At 58.4% G+C, this 17,621-nt stretch carries 15 protein-coding genes and 1 tRNA gene; 10 read left to right on the top strand and 6 right to left on the bottom strand.

Translation table 11 applies throughout. The features are described from left to right. Positions 1–30: 30 nt before the first annotated feature. The 5 genes from R5R33_RS00850 to rne all read right to left on the bottom strand — a co-directional run bounded on the left by R5R33_RS00850 (position 31) and on the right by rne (position 7,806). Positions 31–1,311 (bottom strand): glycosyltransferase, encoded by a 1,281-nt coding sequence (locus tag R5R33_RS00850; RefSeq protein WP_318954191.1) that lies wholly within the window; start codon positions 1,309–1,311, stop codon positions 31–33. After that, a complete protein-coding gene (locus R5R33_RS00845) occupies positions 1,308–3,551 on the bottom strand; it encodes a hypothetical protein (protein WP_318954190.1) in 2,244 nt (747 codons plus the stop codon). The genes R5R33_RS00850 and R5R33_RS00845 overlap by 4 nt, the downstream gene beginning before the upstream one ends. Beyond that, the gene (locus tag R5R33_RS00840; RefSeq protein ID WP_318954189.1) at positions 3,551–4,255 is read right to left on the bottom strand and encodes a TVP38/TMEM64 family protein; all 705 of its coding nucleotides are present in this window, start codon (positions 4,253–4,255) and stop codon (positions 3,551–3,553) included. The genes R5R33_RS00845 and R5R33_RS00840 overlap by 1 nt, the downstream gene beginning before the upstream one ends. A 230-nt stretch (positions 4,256–4,485) precedes the next feature. After that, positions 4,486–4,573, bottom strand: a tRNA-Ser gene (locus tag R5R33_RS00835). A 125-nt stretch (positions 4,574–4,698) separates the two neighbouring features. Beyond that, complete coding sequence (rne, locus tag R5R33_RS00830; protein WP_318954188.1) at positions 4,699–7,806, bottom strand: ribonuclease E; 3,108 nt, start codon at positions 7,804–7,806, stop codon at positions 4,699–4,701. Positions 7,807–8,653: 847 nt separating this feature from the next. Here rne and rluC point away from each other — a divergent pair. Together rluC and R5R33_RS00820 are read left to right on the top strand one after the other, a co-directional pair. Continuing rightward, positions 8,654–9,616 carry a 23S rRNA pseudouridine(955/2504/2580) synthase RluC gene (gene rluC, locus R5R33_RS00825; RefSeq protein WP_318954187.1) on the top strand — a complete coding sequence of 321 codons (963 nt, stop codon included), beginning with the start codon at positions 8,654–8,656 and terminating at the stop codon, positions 9,614–9,616. Between the two features lie 54 nt (positions 9,617–9,670). Continuing rightward, positions 9,671–10,315 carry an HAD-IA family hydrolase gene (locus tag R5R33_RS00820; RefSeq protein WP_318954186.1) on the top strand — a complete coding sequence of 215 codons (645 nt, stop codon included), beginning with the start codon at positions 9,671–9,673 and terminating at the stop codon, positions 10,313–10,315. 12 nt (positions 10,316–10,327) lie between these two features. Here the strand turns inward: R5R33_RS00820 and R5R33_RS00815 are convergent, their stop codons facing one another. After that, positions 10,328–10,921 carry a Maf family protein gene (locus tag R5R33_RS00815; RefSeq protein WP_318954185.1) on the bottom strand — a complete coding sequence of 198 codons (594 nt, stop codon included), beginning with the start codon at positions 10,919–10,921 and terminating at the stop codon, positions 10,328–10,330. Between the two features lie 191 nt (positions 10,922–11,112). Here R5R33_RS00815 and R5R33_RS00810 point away from each other — a divergent pair, with 191 nt between their 5' ends. From R5R33_RS00810 to R5R33_RS00775, 8 genes are all read left to right on the top strand, one after another. Beyond that, entirely contained in the window at positions 11,113–11,598 is a 486-nt protein-coding gene (locus R5R33_RS00810) for a YceD family protein (protein WP_318954184.1), read from the top strand. A gap of 79 nt (positions 11,599–11,677) precedes the next feature. Then, entirely contained in the window at positions 11,678–11,869 is a 192-nt protein-coding gene (gene rpmF / locus R5R33_RS00805; protein ID WP_043316110.1) for a 50S ribosomal protein L32, read from the top strand. A gap of 27 nt (positions 11,870–11,896) precedes the next feature. Further along, on the top strand, positions 11,897–12,907 hold the full coding sequence (gene plsX / locus R5R33_RS00800) for a phosphate acyltransferase PlsX (RefSeq protein WP_318955759.1): 1,011 nt from the start codon (positions 11,897–11,899) through the stop codon (positions 12,905–12,907). Between the two features lie 76 nt (positions 12,908–12,983). Further along, positions 12,984–13,928: an ACP S-malonyltransferase gene (gene fabD, locus R5R33_RS00795; RefSeq protein ID WP_318954183.1), complete on the top strand. Its 945-nt coding sequence runs from the start codon at positions 12,984–12,986 to the stop codon at positions 13,926–13,928. A gap of 73 nt (positions 13,929–14,001) precedes the next feature. Then, positions 14,002–14,757, top strand: coding sequence for a 3-oxoacyl-ACP reductase FabG (gene fabG, locus R5R33_RS00790; RefSeq protein ID WP_318954182.1), 756 nt, complete (start codon positions 14,002–14,004; stop codon positions 14,755–14,757). A gap of 224 nt (positions 14,758–14,981) precedes the next feature. Continuing rightward, positions 14,982–15,218, top strand: a complete 237-nt coding sequence (acpP, locus tag R5R33_RS00785) for an acyl carrier protein (protein ID WP_010130751.1) — start codon at positions 14,982–14,984, stop codon at positions 15,216–15,218. A gap of 170 nt (positions 15,219–15,388) precedes the next feature. Continuing rightward, complete coding sequence (gene fabF, locus R5R33_RS00780; protein ID WP_318954181.1) at positions 15,389–16,630, top strand: beta-ketoacyl-ACP synthase II; 1,242 nt, start codon at positions 15,389–15,391, stop codon at positions 16,628–16,630. Positions 16,631–16,703: 73 nt separating this feature from the next. Continuing rightward, positions 16,704–17,567 carry an aminotransferase class IV gene (locus R5R33_RS00775; protein WP_318954180.1) on the top strand — a complete coding sequence of 288 codons (864 nt, stop codon included), beginning with the start codon at positions 16,704–16,706 and terminating at the stop codon, positions 17,565–17,567. Positions 17,568–17,621: the final 54 nt, after the last annotated feature.

Below are 17,621 nucleotides of genomic sequence, written 5' to 3'. Positions count from 1 at the left end.
ATGTCTCCGCCTACCGGCGTTGTTTATCCGTTACTTTTTCAGCGCGTGATCCGGGTCCAGTGCCGCGGTGGCGGCGCTGGTAACTCCTTCGAGAATCTCCCACTGGGCGCCAATGGTATTGCGTAGGCGCATCCACTGCGCGTAGAGGGAATCGTCCAGCGGCCAGTGCTGGTGTACCAGCGACTGATAGTGGTGCAGTGCGGTTGCCGCACAGTTTTCCATGGAGAAACGCTCTGCGGTTAGCAGCGCGGCGCGGTGCAGGCGCTGGTATTCCTCTGGGTCGAGATCGTGTACCCATTGCAGTGCGGCGATGAATTCCCTCGAGCAGTGCTTGAGCACCAGCCGGCCGTTAATGTGATCATCCACAACTTCCCTGCATCCGCAGGCATCCAGTGCCACCACCGGCACGCCCGCGGCCATGGCTTCAGTGAGCACCATGCCCTGGGTTTCACTGGTGGAGGAAAACCCAAATATATTCATCGCGCTGTACGCATCGCGCTGTGCCTCGCCCTGCAATGTTCCGGTAAGGTGCAGTCGCGCCGACAGATTTTGTGCATCGAACAGATTTTGAATCCGCTGCTGCAAGGGGCCGGAGCCCACCACCAGGAAGTGGATGTCTTCATTGCGGAGCATCAACTCAAGCACCGCCTCGGACAAAAATTCCAGATTCTTCTCTTCCGCCAGGCGCCCCAGATGGCCGACCACAAACGCGGATTCCGGAATGCCGTACTGGCGGCGTGCCGCGGCACCATCACCGTTGCAGTAGTTTTCCAACTGTACGCCGGTGGGAACCACAACGACAGGCTTCTTTACCCCGCGTTCGCGCAACAGATCTGCGACACTCGCGCTGGGGGCAAACACCATACTCGCAAGATTACCGTAGCGGGTCGCGAGTTCGATCACGAAGCGCTTCAGGGTTTCCGAGTCTGCGGGCACATAGTGGGTGTAGCGCTCGTAGAGGGTGTGGTGGGTAAAAATCAGTGGCAGCTCGCGACTGCGCGCGATGCGCAGCGCCGTCATGCCAAGCAGAAACGGGTGATGGGAGTGCACCAGGTCCGGCTCGAAAAAATCGAGCCTTTCCGTCAGCTCGCCGGAAAGGGGCAGGGCGACGGAAAAATCACTGCCATTGAAATTCTGGATGGCGGGGATACGCACCACATCGAGTTCATGGTCTATTTTTTCCGCAAACTCCGGCGCCACCACCAGAACCTTATGGCCGAGTTTGCGATACTCCCGGCAGAACGCATCGACCGAACGCGCCACACCGCCAACATGGGGCAGGTAGGTATTGGTGAGCATGACGATGTTCAATTGGGCTGCAGCTCCATCGTTTTCACACGCGATTCGGCAACTTCCCACTGATAACCAAATGCGCGCACTTCAATGCGCGGCGACTTGTCGTGCCATTTTCCTCGCCAGGAAATTTTCGGCCTGTCTCCCGGGATGATCTCCAGCCAGACAGTCCCGAAATGGGTGGGCGCCGGTCCGAAACGAATTGGCCTCTCGGCATTCTGATCGCCAAGCCACTCCGGTGGCAACCCGGAGGCGAGTATCAGGCTGTCGCCTTCCTCGCGCACAAAACAGTTACGCTGCATGGTAACCCACTCGGCGGCGGCCCAGGCGTGTTGGCCGTCGCCCATACAGCCGCCGAAGGAATGCGGGTGAATGGCTTCCGGCCACTGCCCGGTGGGCGAGGCGAGGTTGGCGACATTGCGCATCAGTTCGATACAACGCGGATCGCCGGCGCGCAGCAGCACCTGTGCCACATGAATGGTGAGATAGGCATTGATACCGGAGTGGATCATGTCCTGGAAGAAGCCGCCGGATACAAAACATTTTTCCTGCAGGAACTCGGCGAGATCCAGCAGGCGCGGGTCGTTTTCCGGATAAAGCTTGAGCGGATAGCCTGCGGCAATGGAGCCGATGGCACCGGCGTCGAGCCGCCGCTTCGGGGAGGCGGGCATCGCCGGCCGCTTCAGGCGCTCGGCACATTTCTGCAGCGCGTCATCCACCGTGAGCATAAAATCGTCCGCGTGATGCTGGAATCTGTCTGCATCCACAACGTGCCCTTCGCGCTGACAGATGGCCACTGCCGAAAGCTGTCCACCGATACCCCAGAAATCGTCCCAGAAATAACAGTCGTTGGGGCCCAGGTGCTCGGCGCTGAAGCCCGCGGGCAACAGGCCACCGGTGAGACTCCCGTCTTTCTCCATACGCTTGTTGTGAATCCACTGGGCGCCGCGCAGTACCGGATCCGTCCACTCCGGCTTCAGTTTGCTGTTGGTGATGCGGCAGTACTGGTCAATGATCCACAGCGCTTCGCCGTTGGAATCCCACTCGCCGTCCTGGGAGTGGAAGTAGCCATCGCGCTTCTGCCGAGAGGGGAAGCGCTCCAGTGCGCGTTCGGCCCGATCCAGAAGTCCCGCGTGCAGTAGCGACTGGATCATGAACGCCGCATCACGGAACCAGAAACGCTTGTAGGTATAGGGGCCCGGATAGACGTCGTAGGGGGAGTGGAGGATCAGGGTGCGCACCGCGGCGTCATACAGAAACTGCATCTGCGGGTCCGGAACCGACATGGCGCAGTGCTCTTCAAGGTTTTGCGCCCAGCCCGCGGGTGCATTTTTTGCGGTGAGTTTGCAGTGCTGGGGGATTTTTACCTGGGTATCGACAGGTATACCCGGTTCCAGCCGGAACAGTGCGGCGGCGGTGGCCATGCCCACGTCACATTCCGCGTGATTTTCGTTGCCCTCGCCGCGCAGGTAGAGGGCGATGTCGCCCTTGCGGTAGTCGGATGCGTGGTGGCGCTCCACCGGGCGGTCGAAATAGATTCGGTCCTTGCCATCTATCAGCCAGTGGTGACGATCGTTGGCGAGTGTGACCTTGTTAATAAAAGCAACGCCTTCCGGATTGCAGGGCCTGAGTGCCACTACCAGCCAGCCGCCGGTGTTGTGCTGCGCCTGCAATCGCAGCAGGCAATTGTTGTTGCTCTCATCTAGTTCGGCCCACACGCGGCTGGTGAGCGTGGCATCGTCCGATTGCGCTTCGGTCACCACCGCCACGCCGCCTGTCAGGTCCAGTTCCTGGGTAACCTGCTTGTGCTGGGAAGGAAACAGGTCGTCGCCGTTATCGCCGATGATCCAGCTGTCGATGGACCAACCGTCGTAGTGGGGCGTGAGCAGCCCCCGGGGATCGACGATGGGCATCTCTTCGCTGCCCGGAACACCCACCGCGGTCCAGTTGCGGTGGCTCAGATTGCAGTGGGTAATGGAAAAGGCGCGGGGAATGAACGACACATCCGCCGGGTCGAACTGCCGCTCGATCCAGTAGGGCCACACCCAGTCGAGGTTGTGCTGGATCACTTTACTGTTCATCAGCGCGCGCGCGTGGAATATCACCCCGGCACGCAGCAGTTCGATGGGCTCGCTGACTTCAGAGGGCTCGGCAAAGCGTTGCAGCCGGGCCATTACCGCGAGGGGGTCGAGAAAACCGTGGGCAGTGGCGAACTTGCGTACGAAGAACCGCCAGGGAAGCCATTTCATCCAGGGCATCAGAGCTCTCCTTGGTCAATTTTTTTCTTAAGGGCACGGCGCGCCATGCGGGTAAGACCGACGATTGCGATAACCGCGAATACAAAGCCGAGTCCGTACAGGGTCCACTCCATCGGTGTACGCTCTGCGCGCTCGCTGCCTATGCTCGCGAGATCTGCGGCGATGGAACCCACATATACATTGTTTACGGTGATGGGTATCACGCCGATAAAGGTACCGATGACGAAGTCGCGGAATTTCAACGGTGTCAGTCCGAAGAAATAGTTCGTCAGCTTGAACGGAAAAAGCGGCACCATGCGTGTGAGCATGATCATGCGCCAGCCTTCATCACGCACGATCTCACCGAGGTTGTCCGGTTTGATTTTCGACATCACCCAGGCTGAAGTGCGTTTTCCGAACAGGTAGCGGGCGATCAGGAACGCAATCGCCGCGCCTAGCGTTGTTCCGAGTACCACGTAAATAGTCCCCTTGATCACGCCAAACACGAAACCCGCGCCCATGGTGAAAATTACCCCCGGGAACAGGAATATGATGGCGATGGCGATGACCAGTATGAACCAGATACTCGCCTGCCAGCCGAGGGAATCCATCCACTGCATCAGCTCGATCAGGCGGTCATCCAGATCAAAGTAATGCAGGATTGCCAGCACCACAGCGACCGTCGTGACACTGATAAGGAGCAGCCAGATAGGGGAAAATTTCACGCGGTTCCTATCCACAATTGTCTGAGCGTGCCAAAGAGTTTTGGCGCCTCACTTTAGACTAGCCAATCGGCAGGCGTCAGGTAGGCAAGAGGCTGGGGAAAAGGGGGCTGTGGTGTTGGAATGACAGGAAAATATTTCAAATCGCTATAAGTGTGCAGAGATTTTGAAATTGGGTGCGGCGGTGAAATGAGCGCAAAAAAAAAGCCCGGCGATTGCCGGGCTTTTCAATATGGCGGAGGGGGTGGGATTTGAACCCACGGAGCTGTTACACTCGCCGGTTTTCAAGACCGGTGCTTTAGGCCACTCAGCCACCCCTCCAAACTGTTGGCGCATTATACCGAGCTGTTATTGCGGTACAAGTACGCGGACAATTTTTTTTAGGAAGTTCAATGGGTTAGCTGCATTTTTAATCAGCTAACCCACCGGATTTCCCGTTATACCCTTCAGCCGGCTTCCGCAGAGTCGGAACCAGTTTCCTCTGCCGCATCGCGTTTGACACGAGGGTCATTGGCGGGGCGCTGCAGTGGGCGCGGGTTGTGGGCGATGTTTGCCGGCTGGGCGGTGTCCAGCGGGCGCAGTTCGCCAATTTCCGGACGCGCGGTAACCACGGTGAAATCAACCAGCGGTTTGGGGTTGATGCGCGGGTCGTTGCCAGCGCGGCCAGGCTGGCGTTCGACCGCAGCCGGTGCACTGGCGGTTTCCACGGCTTTGGGCTGTTCTGCAACCGCTTCTGCTTTAACTTCTTCAGCAGCTTCGGTCTTGATTTCAACCTGCGCGACTTCGGCAGTGGTCTCTGCAGCAGCTTTCTCGGCCACTTCTTCAAACACTTCCTCGCTAGCAACCACGCCCTCAGTCTTGACCACTTCTTCAGCAGCTTCGATGCCCGCGGTTACTGCTGGCTGTTCAACCTCGGAAGAGGTATCAGCTACAGGTGCAGCTTCCGGCGCAATCGCTTTCGGAGTGGCTTCTTCAGCGGCGACAGGCTCTTGCGCTGCAGTAACTTCAGGGGTCTCTGCAGCGGGGGCCGCAGCTTCGACTTTTGCAGGGCGCTCGACCGGTTTCACCGCGGGCTTCTCTTCGGATTTCTCTTCAGAGGTTTTTGCTGCAGGCACTTCCGCTGCAGCCGGTGCGGCTACCTGCGGTTTGCTATCAGCCCACGGGTCGCGTTTGCGCTGTGGTTCTTTGTCCGCTGCAGGGCGGTCGGCCGCAGGCTGTTCCGCGCGTACCGGCTTGGCGGCAGTTTCGCGTTCCGCGGAGTCAATGGCTTCATTAACTTCACGGTTCAGCTCTTGCTGTTCGCTATCCGCAGTGTCGCTGGCGTCACCAGTTTCACCGCGGCGGCCGCGACGGCGGGGCTGCGGGCGTCCGCGCACATTGCTCGGGCGGCGCGCGGGGCGCTGCTGGTCGTCATCGGACTCAACGGCCTGTGCTTCGCTATCGAGGTTAGTGCTTTCGACTTCCACTGCAGTGGGCTGTTGCTCGCGGCGATCGCCACGTTCACCGCCGCGGCGTCTGCGGTTGCGACGCTGACCGTCGCGCTGACCTTCGCGGCCTTCCTGGCTGCTGTCGCGCGCAGTTTCCGCGCTCTCCTGACGGCGCTCGGCGGGAGCGTTTTCGTCACGGCTTCTGTCGTCGCGGCTTCGCTCACCGCGGCGAGAGCGGCTGTCGGCCTTGCGTTCTTCACGCTCATCACCGGCCTGCTCGTCGCGGCGGCCGCCGCGATTGCCACGACCACGTCCACGACCGCCACGCTGGTTATTGCGGTTGCGCTGCTGCTGGTAGTCTTTGCCACGACCTTTGGTTTTCTTGTGCTTGCCTTCGGATTTCTCCTCTTCGCCGCCAGTGAACAGGGCGGCGATGGCGCCGATCAGGCGGCTGAACAGTCCGGGCTTCGAAACAGCTTCGTTTTTCGGCTTTGGTTTGGCCACCGGGGTCGGTGCCGGGGCGGTGTGCGCGATCTGCTGTACCGCGGGCTGAGCCGCAGTCGGTGCGCGCAGCGGCTCTTCTTCCCGGTTCTTGTTGACGGTTTCCTCAATGGTGCCGGAGATCTTGTAGGAGGTCTCGACGGTAGCGGAGTCGTCATCACGCAGGCGCAGCACTTCGAAGTGCGGGGTTTCCAGATCGGCGTTAGGCACCACCACTACGCGGGTGCGGTTGCGCGCTTCGATATTGGAAATGGTCTTGCGCTTCTCGTTGAGCAGGTAGGTCGCCACGTTCACCGGGGTGATCGCGCGAATCTCTGCGCTGCGCTCTTTCTTGGCTTCCTCTTCCACCAGTCGCAGGATGGAGAGGGCGAGGGACTTGGTGCCGCGAATAGTGCCCTGGCCGCTACAGCGGGGGCAGACGCGGAAGGTGGTTTCACCCAGGGACGGACGCAGGCGCTGGCGGGACATTTCCAGCAGGCCGAAACGGGAGATGCGGCCTACCTGTACCCGGGCGCGGTCCATGCCCAGGGCCTTTTCCATACGCTTTTCAACTTCGCGCTGGTTCGACTTGTTCTGCATGTCGATGAAGTCGATGACCACCAAACCACCCATGTCGCGCAGACGCAGCTGGCGGGCGATCTCGTCCGCGGCTTCCAGGTTGATGGTGCGCGCGGTTTCCTCGATGTCGCCACCTTTGGTAGCGCGGGAGGAGTTGATGTCGATAGAGACCAGGGCTTCGGTGACGTCGATAACGATAGAGCCGCCGGAAGGCAGTTTCACTTCGCGCTCAAACGCAGTCTCGATCTGGCTTTCAATCTGGTAGCGATTGAACAGCGGGATATTGTCTTCGTAGTACTTCACCTTGTTGGCGTAGTTCGGCATCACCTGACGGGCGAACTCTGCAGCCAGCTGGTAGGCACCTTCTTCGTCGACGATAACTTCGCCGATATCGTCACGCATGTAATCACGGATGGCGCGGATGATGACGTTGCTTTCCTGGAACAGGAAGTGGGGCGCCTTGGAGTCGTCGGCTTCTTTCTTGATCGCGGTCCACAGCTGCAGCAGGTAGTTGAGGTCCCACTGCAGTTCCTCGCCGCTGCGGCCAACGCCGGCGGTGCGCACGATAATGCCCATACCGGAGGGCACTTCAACATCGGAGAGCGCGTCGCGCAGGTCGCTGCGCTCTTCGCCTTCGATACGGCGGGAGATGCCGCCGGCACGCGGGTTGTTGGGCATCAGCACCAGATAGCGACCGGCGAGACTGATGAAAGTGGTCAGGGCTGCGCCCTTGTTACCGCGCTCTTCCTTGTCCACCTGGACAATAACTTCCATGCCCTCTTTGACCACATCCTTGATCTTGATGCGGCCCTCGATTTCTTTGGGCTGTTTGTTGAAGTATTCGCGGGAGATTTCTTTCAGCGGCAGGAAGCCGTGGCGCTCGGCACCGTAGTCGACGAAGGCGGCTTCGAGGGAGGGCTCAACGCGGGTAATTTTACCCTTGTAGATATTGGCTTTTTTCTGTTCGCGGGTGCGGTTTTCGATATCCAGGTCGTACAGCCACTGGCCGTCGACCAGAGCAACGCGCAGCTCTTCCGGCTGGGTTGCGTTGATCAGCATTCTCTTCATGCGTTCGTATTTTCCTTGCGTTGCGCGAAGGGAAAACACCGCTGAAGCTCGCAGGCATTGGTGGTTACGGCGGTGAAAAGGGGGAAACCCCGCGGTTCACGGCAGTGTGTATGCGCTCCGGACCTGGCCGCCTCAAAGGGCGCCTGCGGGCGTCATACCTTGTTAACTCCGGATACCTGTTCTCGTGTGGCATCCGTTTCCTGCCAGGCCGGCCTCGCATAGTTCTCGGGCGGGTCCTGGCTGCCTGCCGGGTAGGGCAGGCATGGGTTACATCGCTTCTGGCTCCGGGGCCGGCTCGTGGCTGGGCCCTTTGCAGTCTTGTCTAGTTTTTACCGGCGGCGCAGGGATGGCATTGGGCATCGCTGTTGGGGCCGGGGGCCAGTTCGGTCGCTGGCGGATCGTTCTCGGAGCGAGATGTAACGAATCGAGTTTGTTCCAAGCGCTGCGGGCGTCAGCCCGTCTTACCTTCGCAAAAATCCCGTTTCTACGGGGTCAGGTCGGCGAGAGCTTCGGGAGTGGCTACTCTAGCCTGGTTCCCTAGGGCGCTATCTTTCGATATGCCTTTCGACGCGCTCTCGAAGTGTCTTACCGACAGAGTTTTGTTGATAACGCGGTTTTCCGCGCACCGGCCCGACTGGCGGTATTTTCTCAAGAACGGCACCTGAGTTTTTGTATAGCAGAAAAACCGTGCACCGCCGAAAACCAGCCCCAATACAGGCCGGTCGAATATACCACGGCATATTTTTAGCATCAATTGCGGCGCTTTAAATGGGCAGGGCATGGGGCTATCATGCGCGCGGTAAGCAGTAACCCTCCCGTATTCACTTCCCAGGTCGTGCATTTCTCCATGAGTACTGATCAGTCGCCATCGCCCCAGGGCTCCGGCGTGCAATTTTTTACCGTTCCCGAAGAGTTGGCGGGGCAGCGCATCGACAACTTCCTGCTGGCCCGTCTCAAAGGGGTGCCGCGTTCGCGGATTTACCGGATTCTTCGCAAGGGCGAGGTGCGGGTAAATAAAGGAAGGGTTAAAGCCGAGTATCGCTTGCAGGGTGGTGACCTGGTTAGGGTGCCGCCAATCCGCATGGCTGAGGAGTCAGCCCCGGCGGTGGCTGGTGATTCCCTGCGCAAGGCGCTGGAATCCGCGATCCTGTATGACGAAGGCGGTCTGCTGGTGGTGAACAAGCCCGCAGGACTGGCTGTTCACGGTGGGAGCGGTGTGCGCCTGGGGTTGATTGAGGCCCTGCGGCAAATGTATCCGGAGAGCCCGTTCATGGAGCTGGTGCACCGCCTTGATAGGGATACCAGTGGCGCCATTCTGGTGGCGCGCAAGCGCGCGGTTTTGCTGCATATCCAGTCTGAACTGCGCGCGGGCAAGCTCGGCAAGTCCTATCTGGCGCTGGCGGCCGGCAAGTGGCCGCGCGGGCGCAAGATTGTCGAAGCGCCACTGAAGAAAAACACCCTGAAGAGTGGTGAGCGCATGGTGGTGGTGGATGGCGAAGGCAAGCCGTCTACGACCCGCTTTCAGGTGGAGGAGCGATTCAATGGTGCAACCCTGATGTCTGCCGAGCCGGTCACCGGGCGCACCCATCAGATCCGTGTGCACGCTCAGTTTGTGGGTTGCCCGCTGGCCGGGGATGCCAAGTACACGCCGGACGAAATCAATAGCGCCTTCCGTGACCAGGGGTTGAAGCGGCTTTTCCTGCACTCCGCGGGTGTGCGGTGCACTTTACCGGATGGTCGTAAAGTGGATGTTAAAGCGCCGCTGCCGCCAGAGCTGGAGGCGGTGCTTGCGAATCTGCGCCGGGACTGATGATTCGGTCATGTCGGTGTCGGTATTGATGGTTTTGCGTGGGGGAAGGGCCTGATGCTGGTGATTCTTGATTGGGATGGCACCGTGTGCAATTCCGAGGCGCGCATTGTTGCCTGTATGCAGCGCGCGTCAGGTAGGGCAGGGCTGCCGGTGCTGGCACCGGAGGTGATCGGCAATATCATCGGTCTCGGGTTGCCGGAGGCCATTGGTATCCTGTTTCCCGCTGCGGGTCAGGAACAGTGCAACGGTTTGCGTGAATACTACGCCGAGGAATGGTTGGCTGCGCGCGGTGAGCCTCTCCCGCTTTTCGATGGTGTGTGGGCAACCCTGGAGGGGTTGCTGGAAGCGGGACATCAGCTGGCGGTGGCCACTGGGAAGAGTCGCAGAGGGCTCAGTCGTGAATTCGAAGAGCACGGTATCGGACATCTGTTTGTTGCCAGTCGCTGTGCCGATGAAACTGCATCAAAGCCGGACCCGCTTATGCTGCGGGAGATTCTGCAGGAGACGGCGCGGGAGGTGCATGAGGCGGTTATGGTGGGAGATACGGAGTACGACCTCAGGATGGCGTCGGCCATCAATATGGCTGCCATCGGTGTGAGTTATGGGGTGCATAGTCGGGAGCGGCTCAATGCGTGTGCGCCCCGCTGGATCATCGACCACTTCGCGGAGCTGTTGCATTGGCCGCCTCTGGTGGCTTGAGTGGCGGCCTGCTCAGCTGCCCGGGTGGCCGAGAGGGTCCAGCTGATACAGCTTGAGTAGGTCAATCAGTCGAATTAGTGGGAGTCCGATCAGGGTATTTGGGTCATTTCCTTCCATTTTTTCGAATAGAGAGATGCCCAACCCTTCGGCTTTGAAGGAGCCTGCGCAATCGAGCGGTTGATCGCGCTCAACATAGCGCTGGATTTCAACTGGGCTGAGATTGCGAAAATGCACGGTGAATGTTTCGCATAGCGTGGTGTGGCTGCCCATCTTTGTATCCGCGAGGCATAGGCCGGTGTGGAAATTGACCGGGTGGCCGGAGCAGAACTGCAGCTGTTCCACGGCGTTTTCGGTGTTGCCGGGTTTGCCTAGCAGGCGCCCGCGGCATTCCGCGACCTGGTCTGAGCCGATGATCAGGGCATCGGGAAACTGGCTGGCCAGTGCTAGTGCCTTTTCCGTTGCCAGGCGGCTGGCAAGCTCGTCTGCCGACTCTCCTTCAAATGCTTCTTCCTTTATATAGGGAGCGTGGCACTCGAAGGGGATGCCCAGCTTTTCGAGCAGGGCGCGGCGATAGGGGGAGCTTGAGGCTAAAATCAGTTGGCGCATGAATTTAGTTGCCGATTCGTTTGTGGTGCGAAAGCCCGGCGTGTGGTCGGGTTGCCGCTAGGTTTCGGGCGCTGATCATGCGGTGGTTGATTTGTTTTGACAAGGCTCAGGTGAGTCCATAGAATTGCGCGCTTATGTCGATACCCCCCCAGAAAACTGCGCTTCCGCGCCGCATAGATGCCCGAAAACTGGTGCAGCGCGAGCAGCATCTGGACGGCATTGTACCGTGCGATGCATTGCTACGGCTGGTTTCCTCGACGGAAGCTGTTGTTGGCGACGTTGCGGTCACCCTGAGCTTTGCCAGGGATCTGCAGCGTAATCAGGTTGCTACCGGGCATGTCGAGTTGCAAGTGGAGCTGACCTGTCAGCGCTGCTTGCAGCCGGTTCGGGAGCAGATTGAAGCAGATATCGCTTGGGGCTTTGTGTGGTCTGAAGAGCAGGGCAAAAATCTGCCCCGATCTCTGGACCCGGTGATACAGGAAGGTGATGAGCTGGATCTGTATCAGGCATTGGAAGATGAAATTTTGCTCAACCTGCCGATGGTTGCCTATCACGACGAGGAGTGCGTCCCACGGGATGGGTTCCACAGTGGTGGCAAGGCGCCGGAAGCGGTAGGGCAACAAGAAAACCCCTTTAAAGTACTGGAACAGTTGAAGGGTTCGTCAAACAAGTCTTGAGAGTTGTTTGAAGGGTTTGGGCTCGCCGGTAGGCGCCCCGGTTCCGGTGTTAACTGTTAGTTATGTTAAGGAGCACCAAATGGCTGTTCAGCAGAACAAAAAAACCCGTTCCCGTCGCGGCATGCGTCGTTCTCACGATGCGCTGAGCGGACCGACTCTGTCCGTAGATCCGACTACCGGTGAAAAGCATCACCGTCACCACGTGACCAAAGACGGTTTCTACCGTGGTCGCAAAGTGATCGACGTCGGCGGCTCTTCCGAAGAAGAGTAAGCTTTGTCCAGCCAATTGCGATTGGCCGTGGATGCGATGGGCGGGGACTTAGGTCCCCGCTCTGTCGTTCCGGCCTGCTCAAGATTCCTCATTCGCTTCCCCCAGGCGGAACTGAAACTGTTCGGCCCCCGTTCCCAGCTGCAAACCCTCCTTATTAAAGAGCCCCCCTCGGTGCGCGAACGCCTCGAGGTAATTGACTGCGCCCAGGTGATTACTCAGGGTTGCAATCCGGTGCAGGCTCTGCGGCACAAGCGTGAATCCTCGATGGCCAAGGCGCTGGAAGCAGTGGCGGGTGGCGATTGCGGTGCCATGGTGACCGCCGGAAATACCGGGGCATTGTTGGCGCTCGGACGCAGCATTGTCGGCACGGTAGAGGGTGTGCGCCGCCCGGCGCTTGGCAAATCCCTGCCCACAGAAGATGGCACCTGCTTTCTGCTCGATCTCGGTGCCAATATCGACTGCAGTGCCGAGGACCTGGTGCAGTTCGCGCGCATGGGTTTGGAGGCTCAGCGGGTGTTTTCGGGGAAGTCTGACCTTACTGTTGCGCTGCTGAATATCGGTGCCGAAGAGCACAAGGGTACCGAGGAGATTCGCCGGGCGGGACAGCTGCTCCAGGCGGCTCCCGATATCAACTATGTGGGATTTGTCGAAGGCCACGATATTTTTACCGGTATTGTCGATGTGGTGGTGTGCAATGGCCTCATGGGTAATGTGGCCATGAAAGCTGCCGAGGGCGTCATACGACTAATTGGTCAAAAGACGTTTACCATTGACAAAAAAGCGCCGATCAAGCGGTTTTTTGGCCAATTAGCCATAAATTTGTTGCGAAAATGGCGCGCACAGCTAGAACCCGGTCGCTATAATGGCGCCAGCTTTTTGGGGCTGGAAGGCAACGTCATTAAAAGTCATGGCGGTGCCAGTAGTGAGGCGTTTTACCGCGCCATGCTTACGGCGAAAGAGTGCGCTGAGTCGGATCTGGCGCAACAATTGGGTAGAGCTATGGCTCTGCAGAACCAGCGCCACACCGGGTGTGATTGATTCGTACCTCTGGTCAGTGGTGTCGCTTCCGGACCCTCCCAGTTAAGGCTCCACTTATTTGGTTGAAGGATGTTCCATGACCAATCCAGTTTTGGCGTTTGTATTTCCCGGTCAGGGTTCCCAGCAGATCGGTATGCTGGCGGAAGCGGCCGCGGCCTTCCCTGAAATCAACGCAACCTTTTCCGAAGCTTCCTCTGTTCTCGGCTACGATCTGTGGGATCTGTGCCAGAACGGATCTCAGGAAGACATCAATCTCACTGAACGCACCCAGCCGCTTCTGCTCACCGCGAGTGTGGCACTCTACCGTGCGTGGCTGTCACAGGGCGGCGCAAGACCCGCATTGATGGCAGGTCACAGCCTCGGCGAGTGGTCTGCACTGGTCTGTGCCGGTGTGCTGGCCTTTGAGGACGCGGTGCGTCTGGTGCGCGAGCGCGGCCGCCTCATGCAGGAGGCGGTGCCTCCTGGCGAGGGCGCTATGGCCGCGGTTATCGGTCTTGATGATCAGGCGGTAGAAAACGCCTGTGCGGACGCTGCCCAGGGGGCGATAGTGGCCGCGGTGAACTATAACTCTCCGGGTCAGGTGGTAATTGCCGGCAGCTCTGCAGCGGTTGAGCGCGCTATTGAGGCGTGCAAGGCTGCCGGCGCCAAGCGCGCCATGCCACTGCCGGTCAGCGCACCTTTCCATACCGAGTTGATGCGTCCGGCGGCAGACAGGCTTGCACCGCAGATCGAGGCGACCACATTCCTCGCACCGCAAACACCGGTCATCCACAATGTGCATGCAAAAACGGAATCTGACCCATCCGCGATCAAGTCGCTGATGGTGGAGCAGATTTACAGCCCGGTGCGCTGGACCGCGTGTGTAGAGGCAATGGCTGCTGCAGGTATTGGGCAGCTGGTTGAGTGTGGTCCGGGCAAGGTTCTTGCAGGACTGGCGAAACGAATCGATCGCAATCTCGTCGCACACAATATCGAAACGCCGGCACAGTTGTCGGAAGCCGTAAAATCCACCGCACAATAAGATAAACAAAGCCGATTGCTTGCACCGCTGCCGCAAGACGGCGGGTGCTGCACTCTGGCAAACGGGAAAAATTATGACTTTTTCAACTTCGCTCGAAGGCAAGGTGGCTCTGGTAACTGGTGCCAGCCGCGGTATTGGCGCTGCAATTGCGGACCTGCTAGGTGCGCAGGGTGCAATCGTGATTGGTACTGCTACCAGCGCTGCCGGTGCTGAAAAAATCTCTGCGCGCTTTGCAGAGAAAGGTGTAAAAGGCGCCGGTAAAGAGCTGGATGTAACCAACCCGGAAAGCGTTAGTTCTGTTCTGGATTCAGTAAAAGCTGAATTCGGTGCGCCCACGATTCTCGTTAACAACGCTGGCATTACTCAAGACAACCTGTTGATGCGCATGAAAGACAACGAGTGGGATTCCGTACTGAATACCAACCTCACTGCGGTTTACCGCGTGACCAAAAGCTGCCTGCGGGATATGACCAAGGCGCGCTGGGGTCGCATCATCAATATCAGTTCCGTTGTCGGTAGCATGGGCAATCCGGGCCAGAGCAACTACGCTGCTACCAAGGCCGGTGTAGCGGGCTTCGCGCGCGCACTGGCGGCGGAAGTGGGCTCTCGCGGAATTACCGTTAATACTGTTGCACCGGGTTTTATTGATACCGATATGACCAAGGTGCTGCCGGAAGCTCAGCGCGAAGTGCTAATGAGTAAAATTCCCCTGGGCCGACTTGGTGCACCGGAAGAGATTGCATCCGTTGTCGCATTTTTGGCCAGCGATGCTGGTGGTTATGTGACCGGAGAGACCATTCACGTGAATGGCGGCATGTATATGGGCTGATTTTCTCTTGAGAAAATCGCCATAAGTGATTGATTGATAAAGAAATATTTATCATTCAAGGGTTGCTGGGAGGCGGTGCATTACATCCCGAAAAAATCAGGGTACAATGCCGCCTCGCATTAACCATAAGCTGTGTTAGCCGGTTGCTGAATAACCACATGATGTGGGCAACTTTTAAACAGCGACCAAATCAGATTTTTATCCACTAGGAGTTAAATTGAATCATGAGCAGCATTGAAGAGCGCGTAAAAAAGATCGTTGCTGAACAACTGGGCGTGAAGGAAGAAGATGTAAAACCTGAAGCATCCTTTGTTGAAGATCTGGGCGCTGACTCCCTCGACACAGTTGAGCTGGTAATGGCTTTGGAAGAGGAATTCGAAACTGAGATTCCTGACGAAGAAGCAGAAAAAATCACCACTGTTCAGCTGGCCATCGATTACATCAACCAGAACCTCGGTTGATTCCAGCTGGATAGCTCAAGTAAAGGGTAGTCCTACCCGTTACTGAAGTATTGTGAGAGCCGTTCTATGTTGCATAGCGCGGCTCTCCGTCTATTTGAACCTTGTAAAAAAGCGACCGGATTTAGTATTTAAGTTTCCGGTTTGTTTGATTGATTTCGGGGGAGGCGCAAGTGTCGCGTAGAAGAGTTGTTATCACCGGAATGGGCGCAGTAAGCCCGCTGGGAAATACCCTTGAAGATACCTGGTCCGCCTTGCTGGCTGGTACCAGCGGCGCAGTGCCGATTGATACCTTTGATGTATCAGCGTTCAGCACCCAGTTTGCCGCGATGGTAAAAGACTTTAACCCCGAGCCTCACGTCGCGCTGAAAGAAGCGCGCAAAATGGATTTGTTTCTGCAGTTTGGCCTGAGCGCCGCGGTGCAGGCCGTTGAAGATTCCGGTCTGCAAGTAACCGAAGCCAACGCTCCGCGCGTAGGTGCCTGTATCGGTTCCGGTATGGGTGGTATTGCGGCTATTGAAAACAATGCCATGCTGATTGCGGAGAAGGGCCCGCGCCGGGTTTCTCCGTTCTTTGTTCCCGGGGCCATCATCAACATGGTGTCCGGTAACCTGTCGATTAAATACGGTATGAAAGGTCCGAACCTTTCGACCACCACTGCCTGTACCACCGGCACCCATGCCATCGGTCTCGGTTTGCGCACTATTCAATACGGCGATGCCGACGTGATGGTGTGCGGCGGTGCCGAGATGGTGACCACTCCGGTTGGTCTCGGCGGCTTCTGTGCGGCGCGCGCGCTGTCCACCCGCAATGACAATCCGCAGGCGGCCAGTCGCCCCTGGGATAGGGATCGCGATGGTTTCGTGTTGGGCGAGGGTGCTGGTGTGCTGGTACTCGAAGAGTACGAACATGCAAAGGCTCGCGGTGCGAAAATATATGCAGAGCTGAGCGGCTTCGGCATGAGCGGCGATGCGCACCACATGACATCTCCGCCCGAAGATGGTGCCGGTGCTGCACTGTCGATGGCCAATGCACTGAAAGATGCCGGCCTCGATGCCTCAGCGATTCAGTACATCAACGCCCACGGCACTTCCACCCCCCTGGGTGACAAGGCGGAGATTGCCGCAGTGCGCTCGGTGTTTGAAGGTTGTCTGGACCAGCTCGCGGTCAGCTCCACCAAATCCATGACCGGTCACCTGCTGGGGGCCGCCGGTGCCATTGAGGCAATTTTTTCGGTGATGGCGCTGCAGGATCAGGTGGCTCCGCCCACCATCAACCTGGACAACGTGGATGAGAACTGCATGGGTGTAAACCTGGTGCCTCACACCGCGCAGGAAATGAAAATCGATGCGGTGCTGTCCAACTCCTTCGGGTTCGGCGGTACCAATGGCTCGCTGATTTTTCAGCGGGTCTGATGTCTGACCTGACATTGTTAAAAGCGGCGGATGCGACTAATTCGGGTCGCATCCGCTCAGCTGTCCTTTCTTTGTGACGCAGTCAGCCCCGCAGTTCTATTCCTCCTCGGGCAGTCAGCAATCCCTTCCCGACGATGGCGAGTTCTCCAGCGGCCTGCTGGAGACCATGCGCGCTGTAAATGGCGCTATTCCTCTGCTATTTCTGCACCTCGCTCGATTTGCGCGCTGCGCACATGCGGATTCTTTTTTACTTTCGCAGGTCCAAGCTGCGGCAGAAAGTATTGGTCGCAATACCGCCTGCTGGCGTTACGGTGGGAGAGTGCGTTTCCGCTACGGCTTTCGGCAGGGGGAAGCCTACTGGGATTTTGCCGCTGTGCCGCTCGAATCGGAGTCACCCTGGGATCTCGGGGTTAACCTGATCTGCTGCGAAACCGTGCTCGAGCCTGAAGCCGCCATTTCGCCGTTTGCATCTTCATTGGCGACAGAAACGAGAAGTGGTTGCGCGCCAGTGTCGGCTGCTGGTTGTAAATTACTGCAGCGCAGCCTGTATGAGCGTGCCGCGGCGGAATTGTCACAAGGTTCTCACGCGGGGACGCTTGCCGAGGGCTTGCTGTTCGATAGCCAGGGTTACGTTATTGAGGCGCTGCGCTGCAATCTTCTGCTGCGCAAGGGCGGCCGCTGGTTGACGCCGGATCTCTCCCGCTGCGGGGTCAGGGGGGTGATGCTCGAGTGGCTGGCAGGTCATGCGGAAATCGGCGAACATCACCTGAACCTTGACGATGTGTTGAACGCGGACGAGCTGGCGGTGTGCAACGGTGTGCGCGGTGTGGTACCGGTGGTGGGCATTCAGTGCCCGGCGATCGAGCGGTCGCGGCCCATGCCCGCTGGTCCCGCGACAAGCGCACTGCAGCAGCTGGTCGCTGAAAAATTATGGTAGAGGCAAAGTGGTAGCGAAAAAGAAAAAAACACCGAAAGCGAAGGCCAGTGGCGC

Origin of the sequence: Microbulbifer pacificus (assembly GCF_033723955.1) — a bacterium.
Taxonomy (GTDB): Bacteria; Pseudomonadota; Gammaproteobacteria; order Pseudomonadales; family Cellvibrionaceae; genus Microbulbifer; species Microbulbifer pacificus.
This window is presented reverse-complemented; position numbering and strand designations above follow the sequence as displayed.

Excerpts from the sequence above, each read along its gene's own strand:
- R5R33_RS00845 (WP_318954190.1), bottom strand. The coding sequence starts at position 3,551 with ATGCCCTGGATGAAATGGCTTCCCTGGCGGTTCTTCGTACGCAAGTTC.
- rne (WP_318954188.1), bottom strand. The coding sequence starts at position 7,806 with ATGAAGAGAATGCTGATCAACGCAACCCAGCCGGAAGAGCTGCGCGTT.
- rluC (WP_318954187.1), top strand. The coding sequence starts at position 8,654 with ATGAGTACTGATCAGTCGCCATCGCCCCAGGGCTCCGGCGTGCAATTT.
- R5R33_RS00820 (WP_318954186.1), top strand. The coding sequence starts at position 9,671 with ATGCTGGTGATTCTTGATTGGGATGGCACCGTGTGCAATTCCGAGGCG.
- R5R33_RS00815 (WP_318954185.1), bottom strand. The coding sequence starts at position 10,921 with ATGCGCCAACTGATTTTAGCCTCAAGCTCCCCCTATCGCCGCGCCCTG.
- rpmF (WP_043316110.1), top strand. The coding sequence starts at position 11,678 with ATGGCTGTTCAGCAGAACAAAAAAACCCGTTCCCGTCGCGGCATGCGT.
- fabD (WP_318954183.1), top strand. The coding sequence starts at position 12,984 with ATGACCAATCCAGTTTTGGCGTTTGTATTTCCCGGTCAGGGTTCCCAG.
- fabG (WP_318954182.1), top strand. The coding sequence starts at position 14,002 with ATGACTTTTTCAACTTCGCTCGAAGGCAAGGTGGCTCTGGTAACTGGT.
- acpP (WP_010130751.1), top strand. The coding sequence starts at position 14,982 with ATGAGCAGCATTGAAGAGCGCGTAAAAAAGATCGTTGCTGAACAACTG.